Consider the following 26,005-nt stretch of genomic DNA (forward strand, 5'->3'; position numbering starts at 1 on the left):
CGCTACGTTCTCAGTGATGGACGCGACCGCGGTTCGCGAGCGCGCGAATGATCTTCCTCGCGACCCCGGCGTCTACCTCTTCTACGAGGGCGAGACGGTCCAGTACGTGGGGAAGGCGGTCGATCTCCGGGACCGCGTGCGGTCCTACACTGACCCCCGAAGCGACCGCATTCGCCGGATGGTTGAGCGAGCCGACCGGATCGATATCGCGGTCACCGACACCGAGACGCAGGCGCTCTTGCTGGAGGCGAACCTCATCAAACGCCACCAGCCACGGTACAACGTCCGGCTCAAGGACGACAAATCCTATCCGCTGGTCCAACTCACCGACCACCCGGCCCCTCGAATCGAAGTGACGCGCGACCCGGACGAAAGCGCACGGGTGTTCGGTCCCTACACCGACAAGGGACGCGTCGAGACGGTGGTGAAGGCGCTCCGCGAGACGTACGGCCTCCGTGGCTGTTCGGATCACAAGTATCGCGACCGTGATCGTCCCTGTCTCGATTACGAGATGGGTCTGTGTAGCGCCCCTTGCACCGGCGAAATCGACGAGGCGGCGTACGCCGAAGACGTGCGGGCAGCCGTCCGGTTTTTCGAGGGCGAGACAGGTGCGCTGGCCGATCCGCTCCGCCGGGAGATGGAGGCGGCGGCGCAGGCACAGTCGTTCGAACGCGCCGCCAACCTTCGTGACCGGCTCGAGACCGTCGAATCGTTCCACGGCGACGGCGGCGACGCGGTGTCGACGCCGAGCGACGAGCGCACGGTCGACGTCCTTGGCGCCGTCGTCGAGGGAGATCGAGCGACGGTGGCCCGTCTCCACAGCGAACGCGGCCAACTCGTCGACCGGTCGCGGCACCGACTCGACGCCCCGGAGGAGGAGGAGCGAATCGGGGCACTCCTCGATGCCTTCATTCCCCAGTACTACGCCGACCGTGAGTTACCCGACGCCGTCATCTGCTCGGAACGTCCGACCGATCCGGACGTCGTCTCGTGGCTCGAAACCGAGGGCGTCGCCGTGCGCGTGCCTGGCGCCGGCCGCGAGGCGAAACTGGTCGACCTCGCGCTGAAGAACGCCCGCCGCCGGACGGGCGACGACGACGGTGCCGCCCGTCTCGCCGCTGCTCTCGGACTCGACAGCGCCGAACGCATCGAGGGGTTCGACGTGAGCCACACCGGCGGCAAGGCCGTCGTCGGCAGCAACGTCTGTTTCGCCGACGGCAGCGCCGAGAAGTCAGCGTATCGCCGGAAGAAACTCACCGACCGCAACGACGACTACGCGAACATGCGCGAACTCGTGCGCTGGCGGGCCGTCAGGGCCGTCGACGGCGCGGACGATCGCCCCGATCCGGACCTCCTTCTCATCGACGGTGGCGACGGGCAACTCGCCGCTGCGCGCGACGCCCTCGCGGAGACGGGCTGGGACGTGCCGGCAGTGGCCCTGGCCAAAGCCGAAGAACGGGTCGTGACGCCCGACGGCGTCCACGACTGGGATGACGACGCGCCACACCTCCGCCTCCTCCAGCGGGTTCGCGACGAGGCCCACCGCTTTGCCGTCCAGTACCACGGGACGGTCCGTGACGACGTGTCGACGGCGCTCGACGACGTGCCGGGCGTCGGTCCGGAGACCCGGCGTCGTCTCCTCCGACGGTTCGGCAGCGTCGAGAACGTTCGAGACGCGTCGGCGGCGGACCTGGAGGATGTCGCGGGCGTCGGCGAGAAAACCGCCGAGTCGCTAGCGCGGCGGTTGTGAGTCGGCCGATCGTCCGTCAGTTCCGACGGTCGGTGACCGCCGGGAAACAGGCATGACGATCCGTCCGTGTCGAGGAGCGAGCAGGCGGCGCCAACCGCGAGTTCGTGGGACGTGGCGCCGCACACCCGCGACCGCCCCACGACTGGGCGTCAGGTCACGGGGCGGTTGGTCGCCTCATCCGGCATAAACGTCAGGCGATTTCGTCGTACTGCTCGGAGAGTTTCTCGGCGGCCTCGTCCATCAGGTCGGCCTCGTAGTCGCCGAGGTCCCACTCGACGACTTCCTCAACGCCGTTCGCCCCGAGTCTGACGGGAACGCCGAACGCGGTGTCCTCGTACCCGTACTCCCCGTCGAGGACGACACTGCCGGGCAGCACCTCGCCCGTATCGCGGAGCACGGCCTCGACCATGTGGGCGACCCCCGTTGCCGGTCCCCACTCGGTCGCGCCCTTGCGCTCGATGACATCCATCGCGGACTCCTGCAGGTTGCCGAGGATTTCCTCGCGCTCGGCCGCGGTGAACTCGGGGTCGCGGCCGTCGACACGGACCTTCGAGAAGACGGGCACCTGCGCGTCGCCGTGTTCGCCCAGGATCGCCGCCTCGACGTTCTTGACCGGCACGTCGAAGCGCTGAGAGAGCACGTAGCGAAAGCGCGCGGAGTCGAGTCGGCCGCCGAAGCCGACGACGCTGTGCCGGTCGCGGTCGCCCGTCTCGTAGAGGTGACGGTTCAGCAGGTCGACGGGGTTCGAGGTGGTGATGGTGACGAAGTCGTCGTTGTGTTCCGCGAGCGAGGAGCCGATGTCCTCCATGATGGGCGCGTTGTCGCCCGCGAGGTCGATGCGGGTCTGCCCGGGCTTGCGGGGGATGCCCGCCGTGATAACCACCACGTCGGACCCCGCCGTCGCCTCGTAGTCGCCCTGCCGGACGTCCGTGTTGGAATCGTAGGCGATGCCGTGGTTCGTGTCGGCCGCCTGCCCGACGGTCTCCGCTTCCATGTCTGGAATGTCGACGAAGACGAGTTCGTCCGCGATGTCGCGGAGCGCGATGTTGTACCCCGTCGCGGCACCGACCGTCCCGGCGGCGCCGATGATGCTCACTTTCGTCATTTCACGTACCAATGGCCGGGGATTCCGATTAAACGCTTCGGAACACCGAATTTCGACCGTCGCCAGCGTTTCGGCACCGGAGGACCGCCGACACTCCTCACCCGACCCCGTGGGCTTTTTCGACCTCGGCCGCCTTCGCTGAGACATGAGTGAGTTCGATAAGGAGGCCGAGCGCGAGCGTCTCCGGGAGAAATACGAGGCAGACCAGGAGAGCCGGGAAGCCACCCAGCGCATGAGCGAACTGCTGTTGCAGGGCGCGACCATGACCAACAGCCACTGCGACACCTGCGGCGATCCCATCTTCCGGTACGACGGCAACGAGTTCTGTCCGACGTGCCAGGCCGCTGGCGAGGCGGCGACCGCTGACGCGGAGGGCGAGGAGTCGACGGCCGACGCTGCCGCCGACGCGGACACACCGGTTAAGCCGTCTGAACCATCTCCGCAGGCGGACGCCCAAGGGGTCGAACAGCCATCGCAACCCGAACCGACCCAGCGCCGGACCGCCGGCGAGCAACGATCCGATGTCGACGAACGGGTATCTGGCGGCGCTGCGAGCGACCGGACGGCGACGCCCGATCAGGACTCGCCGCTCGCCACGGCCGAGGCGTCGCTCTCGCGGACACTCGTTCGATACGCGCAGGCGGCAGAGGAAACGGACGATCCGCGCCGGGCCAAGGAACTGCTCGCCGCCGCGCGCGAGGCTGCCGAGACCATCGCGGCCCTCCGTCAGTAGTCGCTACCGACGACGTCTCGGATGCGCTCGGCGGTGACTTCTCCCACGCCGTCGACGTTCTTGAGATTGTCTTGGTTCGCGGTCATCACAGCCTCGACGCTGCCGAAATGTTCCAGCAGCGACCGCGCCGTCACTGGCCCGATGTCCGCGATGGCGCCGACGACGTACTCCTGTTGTTCGGCCAGCGTCTTCGCGCTTTTCTCGCCATGGACGCTGACGGCCCGGTCGCGCGTGGTCTGTTCGCGGCCGGCGAGGACGGCCAGCAGGTCCGCGGTGTCGCCCTCGTCGTCGGTTCGGAGCACGCTCACGTCGAAATCGACCGTGAGCGACGCGAGCGCGCCGCGGATGGCGTCGGGGTGGACGTTGCGCTCCTCGTAGAGTCCGTCGCCCTCGATCAGGACGACCGGACGGGCGTAATGCCGTGCGAGGTCGCCCACCTGATCGAACAGCGACCGGTCGCCGCCGGTGAGCGTGTCCAGGAAGTCGGAGACGCTCTTGCGCTCGACCGCCACGCGGTCCGACACGACGTAGTCGCCGACCGCCAGCGTCTCCAGCCGCGTCTCGATCCCCTCGCGCGTCGAGAGGTCGCGCGCGATGGCCGAATCGAGCTCTCGCTGATCGACGACGATTTCGACCGCGTCGTCGTCGGCGTCCGCGGTGGCGACGACGCCGTCGTCGGTGTCGGCGGCAGCGCCGTCCCCGCTCGCCTCGTCTCCCGCGTCGAACTCAGTGAGACCGGGCTGGGTCGCGGGGTCGTCCGTGGTGGCGCTTCTGGTATCGGCGTCGCCGTCCGCGCTATCGGCTGCCGCGTCGCCATCGAACGAATCGAGCGCCGTCTGGGAGTCGACGAGTTCCTCCTCCACCTCGTCGGCGACGCCTTTCAGCTTCTCCAGTTCGGACTCCATCTCCTTCTCGCGGCGCCGCGAAATCCAGAAGAAGGCCTCGTCGCGCGTGTCCTCGGCCATGAGAACGACGACACGACCCTCCTCCTGTCGCCCCGTCCGGCCCTTTCGCTGGATCGACCGGATGGCCGTCGGCACGGGTTCGTAGAAGAGCACGAGGTCGACCTCCGGCACGTCCAGCCCTTCCTCGGCGACGGAGGTGGAGACGAGCACTTCGAACTCGCCCGCCCGGAAGGCGTCGAGGGTCTCCCCTTGCTCTTTCTGGGTCATGCCGTCCGAGCCCTCCTTGTCGCCCTGGCCGACGAACCGCCGCACGTCGAAACTCTCCGAGAGGAAGTCGGTGAGCGCTTCGGCCGTGTCCCGGGATTCGGTGAAGACGATGACGCGCTCGCCGCCGCCGATGCCGAGGGTCTGGGCCAGCAACACGCGCGTCTGGCGGAACTTGGGATGCAGATCGTCGAACGCCTCGGCTTTCCGCATCGCCTCCCGGACCTTGGGTTCGGAGACCAGTCGCTGACTCGCCTTCGACGCTCCGGAGGACCGGGCGGCGTTGCGCTGGCGCTCGAAATACCGCCGTAGCGACTCCACCGACTGCGTCTCCGCGAGTTCGACCGCCCGCCGGAGCTTCATCACCTCCGCGTGGACCGACATCCCCTCGTACCCCTCCGACTGGTCGGCGTCGATGAGCTGCTGTAGCTCCCCGCGCATCTGATTCAGGTCGCGCTGCGAGAGGTCCGGACTCGTCGTGTTCGTCACGCCGAGCTCTTTCAACTGCTCCAGACGATCGGTGATGACCTCGTTTATCGCGTCACGAATCTCGATCACCGAGTCGGGGAGGGTCACCCGCTCCCACTCGACGTCGGTGTCGTGGGTGTAGGCCGCCACGTCGGCGTCGTCTTCGGTCATCACCGCCACCTCGGTCAGGCCGAGGTTCTCACAGACGGTCAGGATGGCCTCCTCGTCGCCGCCGGGCGAGGCGCTCATCCCGGTCACGAGCGGGTTCTCAGCGTCGGCGTGGTAGCGCTCCGCGATGTAGACGTAGGCGTAGTCGCCGGTCGCGCGGTGACACTCGTCGAAGGTGAGGTGTGTCACGTCGGCCAGCGAGATTCGCCCGCCGATGAGGTCGTTCTCGACGACCTGTGGCGTCGCGATGACGATGCGGCTGTCATCCCACAGCGCGGCCCGGTCGTCCGGGCGCACGTCGCCCGTGAAGACCGTGATCTCGTCGTCGGGGATGGTGAGTGCCTCGCGGTAGAAGGTCGCGTGCTGCTGAACGAGCGGCTTCGTCGGGGCGAGAAAGAGCGCCGTTCCTCCGACTGTGTGGAGGCGGTCGGCGGTCACGAGCAGACTGACCGTCGTCTTGCCCAGACCGGTCGGGAGACAGACCAGCGTGTTGTCGTCGCCCGCGGTGTCGGCAAGCTGGCGCTGGTAGCGACGCTGCTCGATGAACCCCGGCGCGAGCAGCGGATGTTCGACGTATTCGCCCTCGTCGGTGGCCGCCATCGGCCGTTGTTCGGCGTCGTCGCGGTTAAGGGTTGGCGAACCGCAGTGGAAGTGAAATCAGACGATCCGCTCGCCGTCGTCGTCGTACAGCCGGATGGCGTCGACCGGGCAGGTGCGCGCGGCGAACTCCGCGTCGAGTTCCGCGCCGTCCGGCACCTCTCGCACGAACAGATCCGGCTCCGTCTCGGTCGCGTCCTGCAGGTCGGCCTTGCCGTCGTCGCGGTTCTCCTCGAACGCCGCCCACTCGTCGACACACTGGAACATCCCGATACACGTATCGCGGTCGAATTCGACGCGCATACGCTTCTTTCGTGGATGACGGGGATAGATGTGGTGTTCGGTTAGTTGGTCGTCGACTTCGACTCGCCGTCGGTGCGCGGCGGTTCGACGCCCTCGGCCGCCTCGGCGACGGCCGTCTCCTTCTCGGTGGCGACGTGCCAGCGGTCGACCGCGCTCTCATAGTCGGCGAGGCGCTCGCTCACCGCTTCCTTCAACTCGTCGTCGTTGATGTTCACTTCGAAGATGAACTGGTCCTCGTCGCCGCCGCGGGCCGTCTTCTGGACGTTCGCGCTCACGAGTTCGTTGTCGAAGTAGTAGGGCGCGAGCTGGGTCATCACCTTCTGGTAGACGGTGTCCTCGACGGCGCGGAGCGCCTTCCGCCCCGCCGAGTCGGCGGCGCGCGCGACGTAGTTGATGGAGTCCTGCCAGCGCTCGACGGCGCTCCCGGTCTCGCCGCTCTCGACGCGCTCGTATGACTCGGAGAGCTTCTCGCCCGCCGTTCGCAGGTCCTCTTCGGGCTCCTTGCCGGCTTTTTCGCCTTCGCCCTCGCCGACGCTCGCCTTTTCGGCGGTCTTTTCGCTCACGTCCTCGCCGAGGCGTTCGTGGGACTTCGGCCGCCACTCGTCCCACTCCTCGAAGGCGTCGCTGTCGGCACCGGCTTCACGGAGCGCCTGCGTGATCCGCTCGCCGTGTTCGACGATTTCCGCCCACGTCCCCCGGCGTTTGAATCCGGACACGCTCTCTTCCATCGCTCGTCAGACTCCCACGGTGTCTGCGTACAAAACGGTTCCGTGCTACCGGCCGTACGTCAGACGGGTCGCGAACGCGTCGAGGCGCCGCTTGACCCGGCCCAGCCACGCCGCCGGCGAGACGGTCCGGAGGTCGCGCTCTGCGACCTCGATGCGGTCGCCAGCGAACGGGTCGCGGTCCCCACCGTCTTCCGTCGCGGCGTCGACGACCGAACTCATCGCACACCGGCCACACGCTTCGGTTCCTTTTCCGCCCATCGTGCTCGCATATAGGGCCACGACTCGATTAAACCTTCCCGTGCCCCCCGTGACGACGAGCTTTTTGCGCTGCCACGACTCTCGGCGCGTATGGGTTACACCGTCGTCGACACGGACGAAGTCGCTCCCGAACCGGACCGCCCCTGCACGCTCCGCCGTCTCGCCGACGCCGCCGGCCTCTCGCAGATGGCGCTCAACCGCTTCACCGCGGACCCGGGCGAACAGCTTCCCCTCGCCTATCACTACCACGACGAACAGGAGGAGGCGTTCTACGTCCTCTCGGGCACGCTCCATGTCGAGACGCCCGAGGGACCCTTCGAAATCGCCGAGGACGGCCTCTTCGCCGTCGACCCCGACAGCCCACAGCGGGCGTACAACCCCGCCGACGCCGACGAGACGGTCGATGTCATCGCCATCGGCGCACCGCCCGCGAGCGACGACGCCCACGCCTACGAGCCCTGAGAATGACCGCTTCCGTCGCATCCGGAACGGGGTCCGCCTCGCCGACCGCCAAGCGCCACCGGCGGCGACCATGAGCGACGACGCTGGCGCCGACGGCGCGGTTCCGAAGGACGACCTCCCCGCGGAAATCGTCGAGAACGTCCCCTACTGGGAGTCGGACCCGTATCTCGACCGCGTGAGCGACCGCCTGATGTACAACTACGATCTGGAGAAAGACCACGCGGCCGCCGGCGAGCGGTGGGACCTCTACGGCGAGATGCGCGTGCTCAGCCAGAAGCAGTTCTTCCACCCCGCGCTTTCGTACGCCGACCACGAGGCCGAGGAGTATCTCTTCGTGAAACGCGTCGCCGAGCCGACGGTCGCCGAACTCGAGCGTCTTGTCGAGGTGGGCCATGACGTGGCCGACGAGCGCGTCACGCCCGACGAGGAGCATTATCGGACCGACGTTACGTTCGTCGCCGTCAGCGAGACGGTTCCCGACGCGGTGGCCGACTACGTCGACGGGTTCCGGGACCGCACGCTCCTCACGTTCGGCTACCACGGCCACTACGAACTCAATCTCGTCGTCGTCGCCCCCGAGGCGGAGACGCTGATCGCCAGCGAGGCGGCCGATATCGCCGACGCGTTCGCCCTCTGGGCGGCCGTGGAGCGGGAGTCACCGGGACTGCTCTCCCGCATCGCCCGCCGGTTCTGGCGCTAGTCGTCGCCGGGTTCGGTGCCGACGCCGCTCTCGGGGCGTCTGACCGCCTTGATGTTCCGATAGCCCATTCGGACGAGCGACAGCGCAAGCACGATGAGCACCACCGCGAGCACCATCTGGACCGCGGCGGACACCTGTGCACTGAGCGACCCGGCACCCCCTTGGATGAGGTTGAGATACAGGTTCTCGTAGAACGCCAGCCAGGCGAGCGCGAGCACGGTGATACTCACCATCACCGCCATCGGCACGCCGGTGCTGATGAGCTGCTTGGACGCGTCCCAGTTGGCTAGCCACACCGTCGCCGTCAGGAGCGCGAGCGCGGCGAGCAGCTGGTTCGCGCCGCCGAACAGCGCCCACAGCGTGGCCCACTCGCCCGAGACGACCATCAGGTACGCCGGCACGATCTGCAGGATGGGGTTGGTGTAGCGCCCCCGGACGAACGACCCGAAGCCACCCGACAGCCCCGTGTCGGTCCGGTTGTCGGGCAAGCCGACGATTTCCTCCATCATGTAACGCCCGAGCCGCGCCGCGGTGTCGGTCGAGGTGAGGAGGAAACTCACGAGCACCAGGGCCATGAACGGCGCCCCGTACTCGGCCGGGATGCCGAAACTGGTGAGGATCGTCCCACCACCGGTCGCGAAGTTCGGGAGCGCGGCGCCGATGCCACCCGAGGTGTCGGGGAGGCCGGCCACCGCGAGCGTCGAGAGCGCGACGGCGGCGAGCAGGCCCTCGCCGAGCATCCCGCCGTAGCCGATGAGGCGAGCGTCGCTCTCCTTGTCCAACTGTTTGGCCGTCGTCCCCGAGGACACCAACGAGTGGAAGCCGCTGATGGTCCCACAGGCGATGGTGACGAACAGCAGCGGGAACAGCGGATACGGCGAGACATCGGGGTGACCGAGGAAGCCCTGGTACGCGCTGAGCGAGTCGGCGACCACCAGCGGTTCGGCGGCCGTCCCCAGCAGCGTTCCGACGATGATAGCCAGGACAGATCCGCCGACCCCCGCGTACAGCAGGAACGACGAGAGGTAGTCACGGGGCTGGAGCAACACCCACACGGGGAGCGCGCTCGCGACAGCGGCGTACACCAGGATGACGGGAATCCACGCCGCGGTGTTCCCGCCGAGTGCGCCCGCGCCGGGCACCCACGACCCCGCGCCGTTGAACAGGACGATGGTTCCCGCGGGGTGGCTTCCCTCGGCGAGTTCGAACAGCGCGAGCGGATACTGGATGCCGACCCAGACGCCGGCGAACACGCCGGCGACGAACAGGATGGTGCCGGGGATGAACGGCCCGTTCAACTGGTAGAGATACACCCCGAACACGAACGCGAGCGCGATGTAGACGAGGCTCGCGGTCGCCGTCTGGGGGTACGCGTTCAGCACGATGCCGACCACGAGGGCGAACACCGCGACCACGAGGATGATGGTCAGGAAGGCGAACCACAGGAGCATGTTCTTGCCCCGTTCGCCGATGTACTGCCCGATGATGTAGCCGATGGACCGCCCCTCGTGTCGCATCGAACTGCTGAGCGAGACGAAGTCGTGGACCGCCCCCAGCAGCGGGTTGCCGATGGCGACCCACAGCAGCGCCGGCAGCCATCCCCAGATGGCGCCCGCGGTTATCGGGCCAACGATGGGCGCCCCGCCGGCGATACTCGAGAAGTGGTGCCCCAGCAACACCGGTTTCTTCGACGGGACGTACTCCTGTCCGTCCTCGTACTTGTGCGCCGGCGTCTCCCGCGAGTCGTCGATTTCGACGAAGCGGCTGAGATACCGGGAGTACCCAACGTACCCCAGTGTGAACGTTACCAGTACGGCGGCCACGAGCCAGATTACTTGTGTCATCAGTTGCTCCTCACCGTAGAGCATAACGAAAAATCGCCTTAAACATTGGGCTTACGGGCCAGTACCGTTGATTCCGTCACTCAGATCCCACGAACGTCGGCGACTCGACGCCGACACCGAGGTCGAGTTCTTCGGCCACGTCGACAAGGAGGTCCCCCCGCACTTCCTCGGAGCGGAACGCGATCTCGGCGAGCAGCGGCGGCGCCAGCGACTCGCGCACCTGGTCGAGCCGGTCCCGTTCGGTCGCCACGCGCTCTCGGAGATACCGGGCGCCGCGGCCGTCCTCGTCGGCGTCGGGTTCGGGCGTGAGTTTGTTGGCGATGAGCCCCTTGACCGTGAGGTCGCTGGTCCGGAGGCTGTCGAGGGTTCGCGCCGTCTCGTTGACCGAGAGCTGGTCGGGGTTCAACACCAGCAGGAAGGCGGCGTCGTGCTGTAACGCGCCACCCGCGAACTCGAAAAACTCCTTGCGGGTCTGGAGATGCTCGAGGATGGGGTCGCCCGCCATCGTCTTGCTCGGCGCATGGTCGCCGACCGCCGCCTTCTCGAAGAGGTCGAGGCTCTTCCGGCGCTTGGTGAGCAGGCGGTCGATCCACCCCTCGAGAAACGCGGGCAGTTCCAGCAGGCGTAGCGTCGCCCCCGTCGGTGCGGTGTCGAACACCACCCGGTCGTAGGGGTCGTGGTTCCGCATCACCTCGACGAAGCGGTCGAACAGCGCCGCCTCGTACGCTCCGGGGGTCCGGTGGGCCATCTCCAGTTGCTGCTCGATTTCGTGTATCATGCCCACCGACACCTGCTCGGAGAGTTGACTCCGCACGTCTTCAAGGTGGGCGGTCACTTCCTCGTCGGGGTCGATTTCCATCGCCGAGAGGCCGTCGACGCCGTCGACCGACTGCGGAGTGTCGTCGAACGCCTGGTCGAACACGTCGGAGACGGAGTGAGCGGGGTCGGTCGAGACCACCAGCGTCTCGACGCCCGCCGTCGCGCATTTGTGGGCGTACGCACACGAGACGGTCGTCTTGCCGACGCCGCCCTTGCCGCCGAAGAAGACGAACGGCTCCATCAGCGACACTCCGCTGTCCGTGCCGGGTCCTGCGTGTCGTGCCCGTCCATCAGAAGTGGTACTGTTGTCCCTTGCGCTCGATGTAGCTCTCGCGGTCCCACAGGCGCCGCTCCCACGCGTCGAACTCGTCTTCGAGGTGGGGGAGTAGCTCCGCGGTGTAGTACGAGACGGGCGAGGGGATGCCGAACGCGTCGGGGAAACACGCGAGCATGAACGCGTCCGCCACGTCCTCGGCCTCCTTCTCGATCTTCTCGTAGGCGGGGTGCTCTATCATCCCGTGGTACAGGCCGTGGATCCACTCCTCGGCGATCCGCCGGTAGGTAGCGATACGTTCCGCGAGATCCATGTCTTCGTCTCTCAGCGGCGGCGAGAAAAACATGTCGTCGTGCGTCGGGGCGCATGCGTACTGCTAGCAGGCATACCCCGTCGCCCCGGGCGAGCGCTCGAACGGCATCGTCGCGCCACAGGACCGACAGTTCGGCACGTCGTCGCCCGCTACGTCGCCAGCGGGGACGCGCTCGCGACAGCCGTGACACCAGTACGCCCCCGTCGACTCGCCGCCCCCCTCGCCGCGGTTCGCCGTCGAGGACACCGCTTCGAGCGCCGCGGTGAGCGTGTCGAGTCACCCCCTAGTTGGGGTTCGCGCGCCGGTGCCTAAAGGCTCGGTCGATGTCCGCGACCGACGCACCCCGCACGCAGTCGACAGCTTTCGCGCCCGCTCAGACCGCCGTCTCCGCCAGCGCGTCGAGCAGGCGCGTCAGTTCGCCGCGGCGCTTCCACGCCGCGACCCGGTCCGTCACCGTCGGGAGCGGGAGGCCGAGACTCACCGCCGACCGCGCGGTCACCCGCGACCCCTCGTCCTCGGCGGCGACCCTCAGATCCGTCGTCATGGCGTCGAACGGCCCCGCCTCGCCCGCCTGCGCGTAGTGCAGACCGTCGTCGCGCGCCTCGAAGCGGAGCGTGAACGTGAGGCCGCGCCCGCCCACGGTGACCAGCGTCGCGTCGGCCGTCTCCCGCACCTCGCGCACCGTAAAACTACCTTCGCTCTCGACGACGGTGGCGGGCGTCAGAACTCGCTCGACGACAGGGGACGGCGCGGCAACGAACCGCGAGACTTCGACCGTTCGCATCGTCACAGCTTCGCAGTCCCGCGGTAAAAGCGGTTGGCCCACATCCGACGGTTTAAGTCGTCGCCGACGGCATCCCGACGTATGGCCTCCGAGGGCGACCCGCGCGTGCTCTTCGTGATGAACGCCGTGCTGTCGTCGCTGTTCGCCGCCACCGTCGTCTGGGGGCTCTCGTTTCTCGATGTCGTGGCGTTCTCCCCGTGGACCGTCGCGTCGCTTGCGCTCCTCCTGATGGCGATCACGCACCTGGTGACGCGGTGAGGGCGAACGCGCCGTAGGGGCTCTGCGACCGCCGATGTCGTCCATTTATGGTTCTCGGTCGTTCGGGTGAGAGTATGCCCATCGAAGACCGCGACGACGCACACCTCATCACTCACGCCCTCGCCAAGGACACCCTGTCGAAGATCCGCGACGCCGACACCGAACAGGTCGCGTTCCGGAAGGGCCTGGTGAAGCTCGGCCGCATCTGCGGCTACGAGATCATCGACGGCGCGATGGAGACGGAGTACGTTTCAATCGAGACGCCGATGGCGGAGACGACCGGCGAGCGCGTCAAAGGCCTCGACGATGTCGTCATCATCAACGTCCTCCGCGCGGCGACGCCGTTCGTCGAGGGCCTGCTGAAGGCGTTCCCCCGGGCCAAACAGGGCGTCATCAGCGCCGGCCGCGACGAGGAGGCCGGCATGGACGAGTCGGGTACTTTCCCCATCACCATCGACTACGTGAAACTCCCCGAGATCCACGAGGAAGACACCGTCATCGTCGCGGATCCGATGCTCGCCACGGGGTCGACGATGTGTGCCGTCCTCGAGTACGTCCTCGACGACGCCGCCCCCGAGAACGTCTTCGTCCTCTCGGCAGTCAGCGCGCCGGACGGTCTGCTCCGCGTGCAGGAGGCCGTCCCCGAGGCCGACCTCCTCACCGTTGCCATCGACGACCACCTCGACGACGACGGCTTCATCGTTCCCGGGCTGGGCGACGCCGGCGACCGCGCCTTCCGGACGAAGTGACTCGTTCACAACCCCTTCGCTTCACGTCGAAAACAGACTGACTGCGGCGCGTTTTCACCCGATAGCATCTCGACCGAAGCCGACCCCCGGAGTGATCCGGAGCGCTCCGGAGTTATCCCATAGTAGCCTTCGCAAGTCAGTGCATACCAGATCGCAGTACGCGTGCGATCAGGTGTGCAACCAGTTCCAAACGCAACTACAACTCCACTCGTCCACTCGTCGCACTCCGCAGGCGGTCCCGGAGGGCGTCGGCGTCGTCGACGGGCACCCGCACTTCGAAGGTCACCTGCGCCTCGTAGGCCGCGTCGAAATCGACGCCCTCGCTCTCCAGGATGCCGCGAACGGTGCCCGAGTCGTCGTACTCGACGGTGACCGTGAGCCGTTCGTGGGGGCGCTCCTCGACGACGCCCGCGGCGTCGACGGCGTCGCTCACGCCGCGAGCGTACGCCCGCGCGAGGCCGCCGACGCCGAGGTTGACGCCGCCGTAGTAGCGGGTCACCACGGCGACGACGTTTCGCACGTCGCGCTGGACGAGGACGTTCAGCGCGGGCTTGCCCGCCGATCCCGAGGGCTCGCCGTCGTCGCTCGCCCACTCGCGGAGCATCTCCCCGCCGCCCTCCTCCGCCGGCACCCGGTAGGACGGGACGTTGTGAGTCGCGTCGGCGTACGCCTCGCGCACCTCGCTGACGAACGCCTCGGCGGCGTCGACGGACTCCGCGGGCGCGACGTGGCCGATGAACTCCGAGCCCTTCACCTCGAAGTCGGCCTGGGCGTGCGCCGCGACCGTGCGGTACGCGTCGGCCATCAGAACTCGACCCGGCGAACGTACGGCAGTTCGCGGATCTCGACGAGCAGGTCACCCGGCAGCGTGGTGTCGGTGATGATGTAGAGTTTCGGATCGTCGACGAACTCCGGGTCCTCGCTGATGACCTGCCGGATCGAGATGTCGCGGTCGGCGATGGCCGCGGTCACCTCCGCGACGATACCGGATTCGGTCTCGTCGTCGACCCAGACGGTCAGGACGGTCAGATCGAGGACAGGAGCCAGGTCCATCAGGCTCGGGATGGCGGTGATGTTCTGGAAGATGCGGCGGAGTTCGGGGTCGTCGAGGATGGCGTCGGTCGTCGAGTCGATCACCCGGCGGTCGACGCCGATCTCACGGGCGATCCCCGTGTTGGGAATCTCGATGCCGCCGGAGACGACCCGCCCCTCGTCGTTGACGGAAAAGCCCCGTTCGAGCAGGAGGCGGATCACCTCCTGCTGGCTGGGACTCCCCTCGAACTTCTCCATGATCTCGTCGAACATTCGTTGCTGGCCGTTGGCCGGCGCGCCTCATATACTCTCGGCCACGGGGCCGTCCGTCGGCCAAACGCTTACGGCGATGTCACGCGTCCGGGCCACCATGCCCGACACCGTCGTCTTCATCGACCACACGTTCGACGACCTCGACATCGAACGGGAGATCCTCTCAGACGTCGACCTGATCGACGGCGAGGCGACCGACGAACCCCTCACGGACCTCGTCGCCGGCGCCGACGCCGTCATCGTGATGTACGAGACGGTCGACGGCGACCTCCTCGACGCCATGCCCGACTGCCAGATCGTCTCGCGAACGGGCATCGGCATCGACAACGTCGACCTCGACGCGGCGACCGAGCGCGGCGTCTACGTCGCGAACGTGCCCGACTACTGCATCCCGGAGGTGTCGGACCACACCATCGCGCTCATGCTCGCGCTGGAGCGCAAAATCGTCGATTACAACGACCGGGTGCGGAACCGCGAGTGGGACGTCTTCGCCGGACGAACGATGCACCGCCTGTCCGACCAGACGCTCGGCCTGGTCGCGTTCGGCGACATCGCCCGCGCCGTCTGTGAGAAGGCGACGGTGCTCGGAATGGACGTGTTGGCCCACGACCCCTATCTCGATCCGGCCGAGGTGGGTGACACCGACGCCACGCTGGTCGACGACCTCTCGACGCTCCTCGCCGAGTCCGACGTCGTCTCGGTCCACAGCCCGCTCACTCCCCAGACCGAGGGACTGATCGGTGCCGACGAACTGGCGACGATGAAGGAGTCGGCGTTCCTCGTCAACACCGCCCGCGGCGGCATCGTCGACGAGGACGCTCTAGCCGCAGCGGTCGAGTCGGGCTCTATCGCCGGCGCCGGCTTGGACGTTCTCGCGTCCGAGCCACCGGCCGACGACTCGCCGCTGCTCGACCTGGACGGGGTGATTCTGACGCCTCACGCCGCCTTCAACTCCGCCGAGAGCGTCGTCGAACTGCGAGAGAAAGCCGCCCGTAACGTCAAGCAGGTCCTCGACGGCGACGTGCCGGAGTATCTGGTGAACGAACGCGTCCTCGACTAGGCGGCGTCGAGCAGCCGTCCGCGTGCGCGGCCCTCGTCGGCCAGCACGACCCGGTCGGAGCCCTCCAGGCGGCGGACGATGCCCTTCTCGTCCAGATACCGCACTGTCGTCAACACGGTCAACAGCGGCAGTCGGAGTCGCTCGGCGATGTGGTCCGGCGTGTCGTCCCCGACGCGCTGGAGGTACAACACGACCAGTTTCGACGTATCGCTTTCGAGCGTGTCGAACGCCTGCATACGTGTGCTCTCTCCGGGCGTGCTCAAATAAGTAACGACGGGTGTCGAAAGAGAGTACGACAGCAGTTGTGACGAACACCTGTCACAGCTCGCCTTTCGTGCTCGGCGTGTCGGACCGCCGGTCGTCGATGCGCGTGGCGTCGTCGAGCGTCCGCGCGAGCGCCTTGAACAGCGCCTCCACCTCGTGGTGGGCGTTCTCGCCCGCGATCTCCGCGTGGAGCGTGAGGCCGCCCGCTGTCGCCAGCGACCGGGCGAAATGTCGCGCCATGACGCTCGTGAACTCGCCGACGCGCTCCTCGGAGAACTCGCCCTCGAACCGGAAGAGCGGGCGCCCGCTCACGTCGACCACGACGCTCGCCACGGCCTCGTCCAGCGGCACCCGGCGGTCGGCGAACCGGCGGATGCCCCGCTTGTCGCCCAGGGCGTCGTCGAACGCCGCGCCGAGGACGAGCGCCACGTCCTCGACGGTGTGGTGGTCGTCGATGTTCAGGTCGCCGTCACACTCCACCGTGAGGTCGAACAGGCCGTGTTTGGCGAACGATTCGAGCATGTGGTCGAAAAAGCCGATGCCGGTGTCGACGCGGGCGTCGCCGTCGCCGTCCACGTCGAGCGTCAGGTCGATGGTCGTCTCCGCGGTTTCGCGGGTTCGGGCGGCCGTGCGGTCCATACGCGACCCTCTCGCGGCGTGCGTAAGTCGGTTGCGTCTAGGCGTCCAGCGCGTCTTCGAGCGTGAACGCCCCCTCGTACAGCGCGGTGCCGACGACCACCGCCGCGGCGCCCGCCTCGCGGCACGCTCGCACGTCGTCCAGCGAGGCGACGCCCCCGCTGGCGACCACGGGGATGTCCACCGCTCCCGCGAGACGTTCGATGCGGTCGGTGCGCACGCCTTCCAGGCGACCCTCCACGTCGACATCGGTAAAGAGGATGGCGCCCGCACCCAGGTCCGCGTACCGTTCGGCGGCGTCGATGGGATCCAGTCCCGTCCCTTCGGTCCACCCCGAGACGACCACCTCGCCGCCTTTCGCGTCGAGACTCACCATCACGCTCTCCGGATACTGCTCGCTGATCTCGGCGACGATGTCGGGGTCCTCGACGGCGGCCGTTCCGAGGATCACGCGGTCGACGCCGCGGTCAAGCAGGGACGCCGCGTCGTCGACGGTGCGGATACCGCCCCCGAGTTGGATCGGCACGTCCACCGCGTCGACGATGGCCTCGACGGCCGCGGCGTTCGCCCGTTCGCCCTCGAAGGCGCCGTCCAGGTCGACCAGATGCAGGGTGCGCGCGCCGGCGTCGACCCACCGCTCGGCGGCCTCGACGGGGTCGCCGTAGCGTTTCTCGGTGCCGCGCTCGCCCTGAACCAGTTGCACGACCTCGCCGTCCTGCATGTCGACCGCCGGGATGACCTCGAACGTCGAAAACTGCGTCATACGGGCTCTGGACGGGGCGGCGGCCTAAACCCACCGTTCCGACCGATTGGCGGCGCGCGGTCGGAACGGATTTGTGGCCCGCGCGCCGACCACTGCTCGAATGCAACTGTTCGGCTCGAGTGGCACCCGTGGTGTCGTCGGCGAGGAGTTCACGCCCGACCTCGTCCGACGGGTCGCGAGCGCCGCGGCCACCGTCTGGGACGCCGACCGCGTCGCCGTCGCCCGCGACACCCGCCTCTCGGGTGAACCCCTCGCTGACGTGGCCGCTGGCACCCTCGCCAGCGCCGGCGTCGACGTGGACCGGCTGGGCGTGGTGCCCACGCCAGGCGTCGCCCACTACTGCGAGACGGCGGGCGTCCCTGCCGTTCTCCTCACCGCCTCGCACAACCCACCGGCGTACAACGGCGTCAAACTCGTCGGCGCCGACGGGACGGAACTCTCGGTCGATGGCTACGAACGCGTCGAGGAACACGTCCTCGCCGACACCGACACCCTCGCGCCGTGGGATGGTGTGGGGACGACCCGCCTCGTTGATGGCGTCAACGACGACTATCGCGCGGCCCTCTGCGCTGGCGTCGACCGGGACGCTATCGCGGCCGCCGACCTCACCGTCGCCCTCGACCCCGGCCACGGCGCGGGCGCACTCGTCTCGCCCGAATTCTTCCGCGAACTCGGCTGCGCCGTCCGCACGGTCAACGCCGATCCGGACGGTCACTTCCCGGGCCGCGACCCCGAACCCGTCGCCGAGAACTTGACCGCGCTCCGGCGTCTCGTCCGCTCGACCGACGCCGACGTGGGCATCGCGCACGACGGCGACGCCGATCGCGCGATCTTCGTCGACGAGCGCGGCGCGTTCATCGACGGCGACACCTCCTTCGCGGCGCTCGCGGCCGGCGAACTCGACGCTGGCGATGTCGTCGTCACCGCGGTCAACGTCTCCCAGCGACTCGTGGACGTCGTCGCCGACGCGGGCGCGGACCTCGACCTCACGCCCATCGGCTCGACGCACATCATCACGCGCGTCGGCGAGCGACAGCGCGCGGGCGAGACGGTCCCCATCGCCGGCGAGGGCAACGGCGGGGTGTTCTTCCCCGACTACCGCCTCACTCGCGACGGCGCGTACACCGCCGCGAAGTTCCTCGAACGCCTCGCCCGCGTCGACGCACCCGCCAGCGAGGTGGTCGCACCCTACACCGACTACCACTTCGTCCGCGAGAACGTCGGCTACGACACCGACGCCGAGCGTGATCGGTTACTCGGCGCTGCCGAGGCCTACGCCCGCGACGCCGACGCCGACCTCGACACCACCGACGGCTACCGCCTCGATTTCGGCGACGCGTGGCTCCTCGTCCGTCCCAGCGGCACCGAACCGAAGATCCGCATCTACGCGGAGGCCCGTGACGCCGACCGCGCGGCCGACCTCGCCGGCGACCTCCGCCGCCACCTCGACGACGCGCGCCTAACCGATGTCTTCTAGCGCCGCTTGCAACCGCTCCCGCTCGTCGCGGGCGGCCGTCAGTTCTTCCTCGACCGCGCCCCGCTCCAGACGGTCGCGTTCGTCCGCCATCAACTCGTCGCGGGCGAGCGCCGTCTCGCGCAGGCGACCGTAGTCCACGCGGTCGGGTAACGTGCGCAGCGTCCGTGCCCGCGAAACCACGGAATCGGGCGCGAACCGGGCGACGACGGAGACGAGTTCCGCGGCGCGGTGTCGGAGCGTGCCCGCCTCCGGCGGCGGCCACGACACGATCAGTGGCTCGGCGTCGAGTCGCTCCAGGTAGGTCCGGTGGGTCGCGACGCGCGTCCGGAGCGCGGTCGGATCGTCGACGTAGTGCGAGCGCTTCGAGTCGGAGTAGTCGGCGTACTCGAGCAGCGTCGGGATCGGTTCCTCGCCGGCCGGCTTCGACTCGACGTACTCCCGCAGCGCCGACGGCGGTGGACGGAAGGCGGCGAGCGGATACGCCTCACTCGCGTCGACGACGCGGAACACCTCGCGAGCGCTCGCCTCGCCTTTGAACGTCGTCCACGACTCTTCGACCGCTTCGTTGTACGCCTCGATCGGCTCTCGCAGGCGCTCGACGGGGGCGTCCAGATCCGCTTCGCCGAGCCGTTGCAGACGCTCTAACGTCTCGATGCGCTCGTCCAACTCCTGGAGTCGGCGGCGGGCGTCGCGCTTTGCGGCCTCGTAGCGCTCGACTGCGGCCTCGCGGTCGTCGAGGAGGGACACGAGGTCCGCGGCGGGGTCGAGTGCGTCACGCGCCCGGTCGAAATCCGATTCGCTGAGCCGGCGCTGATCCAGGATGTCGTTGGCTTCCTCGAACGCGTTCCGTGCCGGGAGGTCATCGTCGAGTCCGTCGACGAGTTCCACGAACTGCTCCTGGAACTCGACGAAGGCGGCGAAGTCGCCCGTGCCGGTCGCGCGCTCCTCGTAGCGTTCGAGGAGGTCCGTCGCCTCGCGGTAGGCCGTCGCGACCGCTTGAAGGCGCTCCTCGCCGTGGTCCTCGACGGCCGCGCGGGCCGACTCCAGGCGTTCGCGGGCCGTCCGCAGCGCCGCGGCGTCGTCCCCGTCCGATTGGAGGTCTTCGACGCTCATTCGTCGTACACGTCGTCGGGGTCGAAGACGCGTTCGCCGACGGTCTCCCCCTCGACGGTCCGGTGGAAACACGAGCGGTAGCCGGTGTGGCAGGCGCCGCCCCTCTGGTCGATCAGATACAGGAGGGCGTCGGCGTCACAGTCGACCCGTATCTCCTCGATTTCTTGCGTGTGGCCGCTCGTCGCGCCCTTTTCCCAGAGTTCGTCACGGCTCCGAGAGTAGTAGTGGGCACGCCCCGTCTCGCGGGTGCGTTCGAGCGCCTCGGGCGAGACGTACGCCAGCATCAACACCTCGCCGGAGTCGGCGTCCTGTGCGACGGCGGGGACGAGGCCGTCGGAACCGAAATCAACGTCGACGGTCATGCCCGATGCTGGGCGTCTCCCCCGATAGGTCTTGTGTCGGAGCGGCGTCACACCGCACCGATGGCGCGCAACAGGGCAAACAACAGGTCGCCGTACGTCAGCGCGACACACAGGCCGACGAAGAGCGGGACGATGAACGGGATGCCCGGCGATATCCACACCGTCTCCCGCTCGGTCACGACGCGCAACCCCTCGCGGAGCGTCTCCGGCGTCGTGCCGTAGGCGCTCCCTTCGATTTCGTCGAGGAAGCGTGCGGCCGCCCAGGGGTCGTCGACAGCGCGCTCTTCGCCACCGTCGGTCGCCACCGCCCCGTCGGTCGGCTCGTGCGTCTCGCCGACGCTCTCTGGGTCGCGGAACCGTTCCGGGTCGTCACGCAGTTCCGCGAGCGTGACCCCACGCCAGCGCAGGTACATCCGGAGCGCGTCGATGTCGAGCCCCTGGCGCGTGACTCCTTCCGTCGTCTCGAACAGGCGGCCGTGTTCGGCCGGGAGCGCCGCCACGTCCACCCGGCGCCCCAGGAACATGATCGGTGCCCAGTCGCCACGGAGGGCGTTGCGAACGGTGAGATAGACGGGGTAGGTCATGCCGACGAGGACGGCGTTCGTCAGGATGGTCAGCGAGAACACGCCGAGCGTGGTCACCACCGCGGGGTAGGCGCCGGTGGAGAGGTAGAACACCGGAGAGGTGGGAAAGAGGACGGCCAGCGCCATCAGCGCCTTGGCGTCGGCGCCGCCGACCCCGCCGAACCACCAGAGGCCGTAGGCGAGCGGGACGATGACGAGGATGCTGATCCCCACGCGGATGAGAAAGAGGCGATCACCGATTCCCGCGACGGGGAGGTGGGCGCGGGCGTCCCAGAGGAGCGTGAGCAGGCCGATGGCGAACAGCGGATACCAGAGCCGATTCGGCAGGCGACGGGTGCGCACGTCGCGCCAGGCCGCCCAGCCGAAGGCCGGCACGGCGAGCAGGCGCAACAGGTCGGTCGGCTCCGCGATCATGGTCCGGTAGGCGCGGGGCACGGAATTAGGGTTTCCGGCTCGGCGGTGCGGTCGCTACGTGGGTGGCGTCGAAAAAATGGGGGTCGAATGGCTGCGTGTCCGCGTTAGATAACGCGGTTCTGCAGGTAGTCGAGGTGTTTCGCGTTGTAGACGAGCTTGATCTCGTCGGCGGCGGGGCTGCCGATGCAGGTCAGCCGCACGTCCTTCTCCTCGACTTCCTCGTCCGAGAGGATCTGCTGCATGTCCATGTCGAGGTCGCCCTCCTGAACGATGGCAGCACAGTTCGCACACGCGCCAGCGCGGCACGAGAAGGGCCAGTCATAGCCCTGGGCCTCGGCCGCTTCGAGGACGTACTCGCCCTCGTTGACCTCGAGACTGCCGTAGTCCACGTCTTCGAGACCGGCGTCAGCAGCCTTCTCGAAGAGGTCGTCATCGTCCATTTCCCAGCCGTGATCGTCCAGCACTTCGTAGTTGAGGTATTCTACCGTGGGCATCAGGCGAATTGTTGCGTGGCCACCCCATTAGACTTTGCTGTTCGGCGAAGCCTTGTCGACGGATCGGCCGCCGAACGTGTTCGATTCGACTGGCGTCGCTCCGATCCGTGCACCTTTTGACGGGAAACGAGCGTGATATCGACACCAACACAACGACCGCGGCGTCGCGCTACCGGTTCAGTGTGTGAATCGCCTGGCCGCGTGCGTTTTCGGCGGCCTCCATCACCGCCTCCGCGAGCGTCGGATGGGTGTGGACCGTCGCCGCCACGTCCTCCAGGGTCGCCCCCATCTCGATGGCGAGGGTGGGTTCCGCGATGAGTTCCGAGGCCTCCGGACCGACGATCTGTGCCCCGAGCAGGAAGCCGTCCGCGCTGGCGACGACGCGGACGAACCCCGCCGACTCGCCCGCCGTCAGCGCCCGGCCGCTTGCGTTGAACGGCATCTCGCCGACGACGGGGTCGTACCCGTCCGCTGCGGCCTCGGCTTCCGTTAGCCCGACCGTCGCGATCTCGGGATCGGTGAACACCGCCGCCGGAATCGCCCGCGCGTCGAGGGCGGCCGGTTCGCCCGCGATCGCTTCGGCGGCGACGATCCCTTCCGTCGAGGCCGCGTGGGCCAACATCGGATCGCCCGCCACGTCGCCGACGGCGTAGATCCCGTCCACGTCGGTCTCGCACTGGTCGTCCGTGTCGAAGAAGCCCTCGTCGTTCGGTTCGAGACCGGCGTTTTCCGGTTCCAGGGTGTCGGTCACCGGCGTTCGTCCCACCGCGACGAGCACGCGGTCGGCGCCGTAGGTCGACTCCTCGCCGTCTTCCGTCTCCGTTCGGACGACGATGCCGCCGTCGGCGCTGTCGCGCCACCCGCTCGCCCCCTCGCCGAACTGGAAGTCGACGCCCAGCGATTCGGCGCGCTTGCGCACTACGCGCGTCACGTCGTCTGCGTAGCCCGGAAGGGCGCTGTCGAGCATCTCTACCACCGTCACGTCGCTCCCGAGTTTGGCGAACACCGTCGAGAGTTCCATCCCGATGTAGCCCGCGCCGACGACGACGAGTCGGTCGGGCACCGTCTGCAGGTCGAGCAGGGCCGCCGAATCCAGTACTGGGTCGTCGGCAAACGAGAAGTTCGGGAGTTCGATCGGCCGGCTCCCCGTGGAGACGACGCAGTGCTCGAATTTCACCCTCTCTGTCTCGCTTTCGTCGCCTTCGCGGTCCACCCGCACCGTCTCCTCGTCGACGAAGCGCGCCGTTCCCGCCAGAAGCGTCACCCCGTTGGCCTTGCAGAGTTTCTCCACGCCGCCGGTGAGTCGGTCGACTACGCCGTCTTTCCACTCGCACATCCCGGCAAGGTCGACGGCGGGATCCGCGTAGATGCCCATCGATTCGGCCGTCGCAGCGTCGTGGGCGACGTCCGCCGCGGTGACGTACGCCTTCGAGGGTATACAGCCGCTGTTGAGACAGACGCCGCCGTAGGCGTCGCGTTCGACCAGCGTGACGTCGAGGTCGCGCTGGGCGGCGCGGATGGCGGCGACGTAGCCGCCCGGTCCCGCGCCGATGACCAGTACTTCGGTTTCGGTGGTGGCGTCTCCGACGACCATCGTTGGTACACGTCGGGTGGCCCCTGGTTATAAAAACTGGCAGGATTGGGGGGATACTTCTAGCGGCAGCAGTTTGAAACCATCCGCGTCGCCCCTAGGTTCTGTGTCGGAAACAGTCGAGGGGACGGACCCACTTCTCGTCGAATGGCTTGCCAAGTGGCTCGGAGTTGAGTCTCTTTCCCGACGGCTCCCCGGAGAGCGCCTGTACCCACCGTATCTCCTTCTCGGGCTCGTCCTCTTCGTCGATTTCGGGATTGGAAACACCCTTCGACAGCTGCTCACCGGGTCACCGCTCTGGTTCCTGCAAAACCCATTTTCGGTGCTGATTCCCGTCGGACTCGTCCTCGCTGTCGTCGGGATTCGATATATGCGCGACGGGCTGCGCGGGAGCGTCCGCCATCTCACGGAACGCAGCGAAACGACAGCGAATTCCCTGCCCGCCCGATATCGTTCAAAACCACCGTCGCTGTCTATCTCGTCTGTTTGGCCGCCGTCTACGGCCACGTCGTCTTCGTCGTTGGCCTCGAATCGCTCTTTCGAGTCAGAGGCGTCATCTGGACGGTCATCACCACGTTTGTTATCGGGCCGCTCTATATCTCCGTCGCCGTCGAAGCCGTGCTAATCTATCTCTCGATACATCTCCTGCTCCCGAGACGGTTGGCGAACTCGGACCTCGGGGTTCACTTCTTCGACCCGCGACAGATGGGCGGCTTCCGACCGTTCGGCGCACTCCTCAAGCGATCTTACTATCTCTATACGACGGGCCTGCTGCTGTATCTCACGTGGATCTACGGCCCGATTCTGGTGCCCTATGAGTTCGTGGTCGTCTCGGAGCCAGGAACTGTCGCCGCCGTGTTTTTCACGCTCCTGTGGCTCGTCGGGCTGGCGACGCTCTCCTATTCTATCTACAAAGTACACCAGCTCATGGCGCGCGAGAAGGAGGCGAAAATCCAGGAGATCGAGGCAGAACTTCACGACACCGTCGACGACCCCTACGACATCGGCTCGGCGAAAATCAGCGACCGAGAGAAGTTTGACGAGGTGCAACAACGGCTGGATTTCGTTCGGTCGACCAGCACGTATCCGACGACGTTCACGATGTGGACGCAGATTCTCATCAGCGTCATTCTCCCACAGATCGTGCAACTCTCCGTGCAGACGACTCTGTGACGGCGAAACGCCAGAAGGGGAGCTTACTCGTAGACCGGGTTCTTCGCACAGAGGTGGTCGACTTCGTCCTGCACTGACGCTGCCACGTCGGGGTCGTCGGGGTTGTTCAGGCGCTCGACGATGAGTTCGCCGACCGTCGCCATGTCGTCGTCATCGAAGCCGCGCGTGGTGAGCGCCGGCGTGCCGACGCGGATGCCACTGGTGACGAACGGCGAGCGCGTCTCGCCGGGCACCGTGTTCTTGTTGACGGTGATGCCCACATCGTCGAGGGCGTCCTCGGCTTCCTCGCCCGTGAGGTCCGGATGGGACTCGCGCAGGTCGAGCAGGAGGAGGTGTTTGTCGGTGCCGCCGGAGACGGGCGCCATGCCCGCGTCGGTGAACACGTCGGCGAGCGTCTTGGCGTTCGCGACCACCTGCTCGGCGTAGTCGACGAACTCGGGTTCGAGCGCCTCGCCGAAGCCCACCGCTTTCCCCGCGATGTTGTGCATCAGGGGACCGCCCTGGCCGCCGGGGAAGATGGCCTTATCCACCGCTTCGGCGTGCTCGTCGGTCGTCATGATCATGCCGCCGCGCCCGGCGCGGATGGTCTTGTGCGTACTCCCCGTCACGAAGTCGGCGTCGCCGACCGGGTTGACGTGGACGCCCGCGGCGACCAGGCCGGTGACGTGGGCGATGTCCGCGAGGTGGTAGGCGCCCACCTCGTCGGCGATCTCCGAGAGACGCTCGAAGTCGAACTCGCGGGGGTACGCCGAGGACCCGCTGACGATCATGTCGGGGTCGAACTCGACGGCCTGGGCGGCGACGGCGTCGTAGTCGATGTAGCCCGTGTCGGGGTCGACGCCGTACTGCTCGACGTCGTAGAGCTGGCCGGAGAAGTTGACGTGGTGGCCGTGGCTCAGGTGGCCGCCGTGGTTCAGGTCGAGCGAGAGGATGCGGTCGCCCGGCTCCAGGACGGAGAAGTAGACGCCCATGTTGGCCTGCGTCCCGCTGTGGGGCTGGACGTTGACGTGTTCGGCGCCGTAGAGCTGTTTCGCCCGGTCGATGGCGAGGTTCTCGACGGTGTCCATATGCTCACAGCCGCCGTAGTAGCGCTCGCCCGGATACCCCTCGGCGTACTTGTTCGTCATGACGCTGCCCTGGGCCTCCAGTACCGCCTCGGAGACGTGATTCTCCGACGCGATCATCTCCAGGTTGTTCTCCTGTCGGCGCTCCTCGCCCGCGATAGCCTCGGCGACCGCTGGATCGGTCTCCTGCAGGTGCGAATGGCTCGTTGTCACGGTACAGTGC

30 protein-coding genes are annotated in these 26,005 nt (G+C 67.7%); 9 read left to right on the forward strand and 21 right to left on the reverse strand.

Annotation, left to right across the window (positions count from 1 at the left end; all coding sequences use genetic code 11):
• Positions 1 to 16 precede the first annotated feature (16 nt).
• Complete coding sequence (locus tag MXB53_RS03745) at positions 17 to 1,750, forward strand: excinuclease ABC subunit C (RefSeq protein WP_248895864.1); 1,734 nt, start codon at positions 17 to 19, stop codon at positions 1,748 to 1,750.
• Between the two features lie 190 nt (positions 1,751 to 1,940).
• On the opposite strand, the gene mdh is transcribed toward MXB53_RS03745, so the two are convergent.
• Positions 1,941 to 2,855 (reverse strand): malate dehydrogenase, encoded by a 915-nt coding sequence (gene mdh / locus MXB53_RS03750; RefSeq protein WP_248895865.1) that lies wholly within the window; start codon positions 2,853 to 2,855, stop codon positions 1,941 to 1,943.
• A gap of 145 nt (positions 2,856 to 3,000) precedes the next feature.
• On the opposite strand from mdh, the gene MXB53_RS03755 reads away from it, so the two are divergent.
• Positions 3,001 to 3,588 carry an Sjogren's syndrome/scleroderma autoantigen 1 family protein gene (locus tag MXB53_RS03755; RefSeq protein ID WP_248895866.1) on the forward strand — a complete coding sequence of 196 codons (588 nt, stop codon included), beginning with the start codon at positions 3,001 to 3,003 and terminating at the stop codon, positions 3,586 to 3,588.
• Here MXB53_RS03755 and MXB53_RS03760 read toward each other — a convergent pair.
• Genes MXB53_RS03760 through MXB53_RS03775 form a run of 4 tightly spaced genes read right to left on the reverse strand, consistent with a single transcriptional unit; the run spans position 3,582 to position 7,279 of the window.
• Complete coding sequence (locus tag MXB53_RS03760) at positions 3,582 to 5,993, reverse strand: DEAD/DEAH box helicase (RefSeq protein WP_248895867.1); 2,412 nt, start codon at positions 5,991 to 5,993, stop codon at positions 3,582 to 3,584. The genes MXB53_RS03755 and MXB53_RS03760 overlap by 7 nt on opposite strands.
• 57 nt (positions 5,994 to 6,050) lie before the next feature.
• A complete protein-coding gene (locus MXB53_RS03765; RefSeq protein ID WP_248895868.1) occupies positions 6,051 to 6,293 on the reverse strand; it encodes a ferredoxin in 243 nt (80 codons plus the stop codon).
• Between the two features lie 41 nt (positions 6,294 to 6,334).
• Positions 6,335 to 7,021, reverse strand: a complete 687-nt coding sequence (locus tag MXB53_RS03770) for a DUF5828 family protein (RefSeq protein ID WP_248895869.1) — start codon at positions 7,019 to 7,021, stop codon at positions 6,335 to 6,337.
• A 45-nt stretch (positions 7,022 to 7,066) separates the two neighbouring features.
• Positions 7,067 to 7,279 (reverse strand): DUF8007 family protein, encoded by a 213-nt coding sequence (locus MXB53_RS03775; RefSeq protein ID WP_248895870.1) that lies wholly within the window; start codon positions 7,277 to 7,279, stop codon positions 7,067 to 7,069.
• Between the two features lie 90 nt (positions 7,280 to 7,369).
• On the opposite strand from MXB53_RS03775, the gene MXB53_RS03780 reads away from it, so the two are divergent.
• Positions 7,370 to 7,741: a cupin domain-containing protein gene (locus MXB53_RS03780; RefSeq protein WP_248895871.1), complete on the forward strand. Its 372-nt coding sequence runs from the start codon at positions 7,370 to 7,372 to the stop codon at positions 7,739 to 7,741.
• A gap of 70 nt (positions 7,742 to 7,811) precedes the next feature.
• On the forward strand, positions 7,812 to 8,441 hold the full coding sequence (locus MXB53_RS03785) for a DUF8052 family protein (RefSeq protein WP_248895872.1): 630 nt from the start codon (positions 7,812 to 7,814) through the stop codon (positions 8,439 to 8,441).
• On the opposite strand, the gene MXB53_RS03790 is transcribed toward MXB53_RS03785, so the two are convergent.
• The 5 genes from MXB53_RS03790 to MXB53_RS03810 form a co-directional block, all read right to left on the reverse strand.
• The gene (locus MXB53_RS03790; RefSeq protein WP_248895873.1) at positions 8,438 to 10,285 is read right to left on the reverse strand and encodes a carbon starvation CstA family protein; all 1,848 of its coding nucleotides are present in this window, start codon (positions 10,283 to 10,285) and stop codon (positions 8,438 to 8,440) included. The genes MXB53_RS03785 and MXB53_RS03790 overlap by 4 nt on opposite strands.
• Positions 10,286 to 10,361: 76 nt before the next feature.
• On the reverse strand, positions 10,362 to 11,345 hold the full coding sequence (locus MXB53_RS03795) for an ArsA family ATPase (protein WP_248895874.1): 984 nt from the start codon (positions 11,343 to 11,345) through the stop codon (positions 10,362 to 10,364).
• Between the two features lie 49 nt (positions 11,346 to 11,394).
• Positions 11,395 to 11,691, reverse strand: coding sequence for a DUF7990 family protein (locus tag MXB53_RS03800; protein WP_248895875.1), 297 nt, complete (start codon positions 11,689 to 11,691; stop codon positions 11,395 to 11,397).
• A 63-nt stretch (positions 11,692 to 11,754) separates the two neighbouring features.
• Complete coding sequence (locus MXB53_RS03805; RefSeq protein WP_248895876.1) at positions 11,755 to 11,937, reverse strand: hypothetical protein; 183 nt, start codon at positions 11,935 to 11,937, stop codon at positions 11,755 to 11,757.
• 127 nt (positions 11,938 to 12,064) lie between these two features.
• A complete protein-coding gene (locus tag MXB53_RS03810; RefSeq protein WP_248895877.1) occupies positions 12,065 to 12,475 on the reverse strand; it encodes an SRPBCC family protein in 411 nt (136 codons plus the stop codon).
• A gap of 81 nt (positions 12,476 to 12,556) precedes the next feature.
• Here MXB53_RS03810 and MXB53_RS03815 point away from each other — a divergent pair, with 81 nt between their 5' ends.
• Both MXB53_RS03815 and upp read left to right on the forward strand, forming a co-directional pair.
• Positions 12,557 to 12,733, forward strand: a complete 177-nt coding sequence (locus MXB53_RS03815) for a DUF8107 family protein (RefSeq protein ID WP_248895878.1) — start codon at positions 12,557 to 12,559, stop codon at positions 12,731 to 12,733.
• A gap of 74 nt (positions 12,734 to 12,807) precedes the next feature.
• Positions 12,808 to 13,482 (forward strand): uracil phosphoribosyltransferase, encoded by a 675-nt coding sequence (gene upp / locus MXB53_RS03820; protein ID WP_248895879.1) that lies wholly within the window; start codon positions 12,808 to 12,810, stop codon positions 13,480 to 13,482.
• A 196-nt stretch (positions 13,483 to 13,678) separates the two neighbouring features.
• Here the strand turns inward: upp and MXB53_RS03825 are convergent, their stop codons facing one another.
• The gene (locus MXB53_RS03825; protein WP_248895880.1) at positions 13,679 to 14,287 is read right to left on the reverse strand and encodes an IMPACT family protein; all 609 of its coding nucleotides are present in this window, start codon (positions 14,285 to 14,287) and stop codon (positions 13,679 to 13,681) included.
• Positions 14,287 to 14,787 carry a TrpY family transcription regulator gene (gene trpY / locus MXB53_RS03830; protein ID WP_248895881.1) on the reverse strand — a complete coding sequence of 167 codons (501 nt, stop codon included), beginning with the start codon at positions 14,785 to 14,787 and terminating at the stop codon, positions 14,287 to 14,289. Before trpY ends, MXB53_RS03825 begins: the two co-directional genes overlap by 1 nt.
• A gap of 97 nt (positions 14,788 to 14,884) precedes the next feature.
• Between trpY and MXB53_RS03835 the strand changes: the two genes are divergently transcribed.
• Positions 14,885 to 15,847 (forward strand): C-terminal binding protein, encoded by a 963-nt coding sequence (locus tag MXB53_RS03835; RefSeq protein WP_248895882.1) that lies wholly within the window; start codon positions 14,885 to 14,887, stop codon positions 15,845 to 15,847.
• Here MXB53_RS03835 and MXB53_RS03840 read toward each other — a convergent pair.
• From MXB53_RS03840 to hisA, 3 genes are all read right to left on the reverse strand, one after another.
• Positions 15,844 to 16,083, reverse strand: a complete 240-nt coding sequence (locus MXB53_RS03840; protein ID WP_248895883.1) for a hypothetical protein — start codon at positions 16,081 to 16,083, stop codon at positions 15,844 to 15,846. The genes MXB53_RS03835 and MXB53_RS03840 overlap by 4 nt on opposite strands.
• Before the next feature lie 82 nt (positions 16,084 to 16,165).
• Positions 16,166 to 16,750, reverse strand: a complete 585-nt coding sequence (gene hisB / locus MXB53_RS03845; RefSeq protein ID WP_248895884.1) for an imidazoleglycerol-phosphate dehydratase HisB — start codon at positions 16,748 to 16,750, stop codon at positions 16,166 to 16,168.
• Between the two features lie 37 nt (positions 16,751 to 16,787).
• A complete protein-coding gene (hisA, locus tag MXB53_RS03850; RefSeq protein WP_248895885.1) occupies positions 16,788 to 17,510 on the reverse strand; it encodes a 1-(5-phosphoribosyl)-5-[(5-phosphoribosylamino)methylideneamino]imidazole-4-carboxamide isomerase in 723 nt (240 codons plus the stop codon).
• 100 nt (positions 17,511 to 17,610) lie between these two features.
• On the opposite strand from hisA, the gene glmM reads away from it, so the two are divergent.
• The gene (glmM, locus tag MXB53_RS03855) at positions 17,611 to 18,987 is read left to right on the forward strand and encodes a phosphoglucosamine mutase (RefSeq protein ID WP_248895886.1); all 1,377 of its coding nucleotides are present in this window, start codon (positions 17,611 to 17,613) and stop codon (positions 18,985 to 18,987) included.
• On the opposite strand, the gene MXB53_RS03860 is transcribed toward glmM, so the two are convergent.
• From MXB53_RS03860 to lpdA, 5 genes are all read right to left on the reverse strand, one after another.
• Positions 18,970 to 20,100 (reverse strand): DUF7118 family protein, encoded by a 1,131-nt coding sequence (locus MXB53_RS03860; RefSeq protein ID WP_248895887.1) that lies wholly within the window; start codon positions 20,098 to 20,100, stop codon positions 18,970 to 18,972. The two genes, glmM and MXB53_RS03860, sit on opposite strands and share 18 nt — an antisense overlap.
• Positions 20,097 to 20,462, reverse strand: a complete 366-nt coding sequence (hisI, locus tag MXB53_RS03865) for a phosphoribosyl-AMP cyclohydrolase (RefSeq protein WP_248895888.1) — start codon at positions 20,460 to 20,462, stop codon at positions 20,097 to 20,099. Before hisI ends, MXB53_RS03860 begins: the two co-directional genes overlap by 4 nt.
• A gap of 47 nt (positions 20,463 to 20,509) precedes the next feature.
• Positions 20,510 to 21,460, reverse strand: a complete 951-nt coding sequence (locus tag MXB53_RS03870; RefSeq protein ID WP_248895889.1) for an A24 family peptidase — start codon at positions 21,458 to 21,460, stop codon at positions 20,510 to 20,512.
• Positions 21,461 to 21,564: 104 nt separating this feature from the next.
• On the reverse strand, positions 21,565 to 21,954 hold the full coding sequence (fer, locus tag MXB53_RS03875; protein ID WP_248895890.1) for a ferredoxin Fer: 390 nt from the start codon (positions 21,952 to 21,954) through the stop codon (positions 21,565 to 21,567).
• A gap of 169 nt (positions 21,955 to 22,123) precedes the next feature.
• Positions 22,124 to 23,548 (reverse strand): dihydrolipoyl dehydrogenase, encoded by a 1,425-nt coding sequence (gene lpdA / locus MXB53_RS03880; RefSeq protein ID WP_248895891.1) that lies wholly within the window; start codon positions 23,546 to 23,548, stop codon positions 22,124 to 22,126.
• A gap of 483 nt (positions 23,549 to 24,031) precedes the next feature.
• Here lpdA and MXB53_RS03885 point away from each other — a divergent pair, with 483 nt between their 5' ends.
• Positions 24,032 to 24,718: a hypothetical protein gene (locus tag MXB53_RS03885; protein WP_248895892.1), complete on the forward strand. Its 687-nt coding sequence runs from the start codon at positions 24,032 to 24,034 to the stop codon at positions 24,716 to 24,718.
• A 23-nt stretch (positions 24,719 to 24,741) separates the two neighbouring features.
• Here the strand turns inward: MXB53_RS03885 and glyA are convergent, their stop codons facing one another.
• The gene (gene glyA, locus MXB53_RS03890) at positions 24,742 to 25,995 is read right to left on the reverse strand and encodes a serine hydroxymethyltransferase (protein WP_345779694.1); all 1,254 of its coding nucleotides are present in this window, start codon (positions 25,993 to 25,995) and stop codon (positions 24,742 to 24,744) included.
• Positions 25,996 to 26,005: the final 10 nt, after the last annotated feature.

The organism is Haloplanus sp. XH21 (assembly GCF_023276355.1).
Taxonomy (GTDB): domain Archaea; phylum Halobacteriota; class Halobacteria; order Halobacteriales; family Haloferacaceae; genus Haloplanus; species Haloplanus halobius.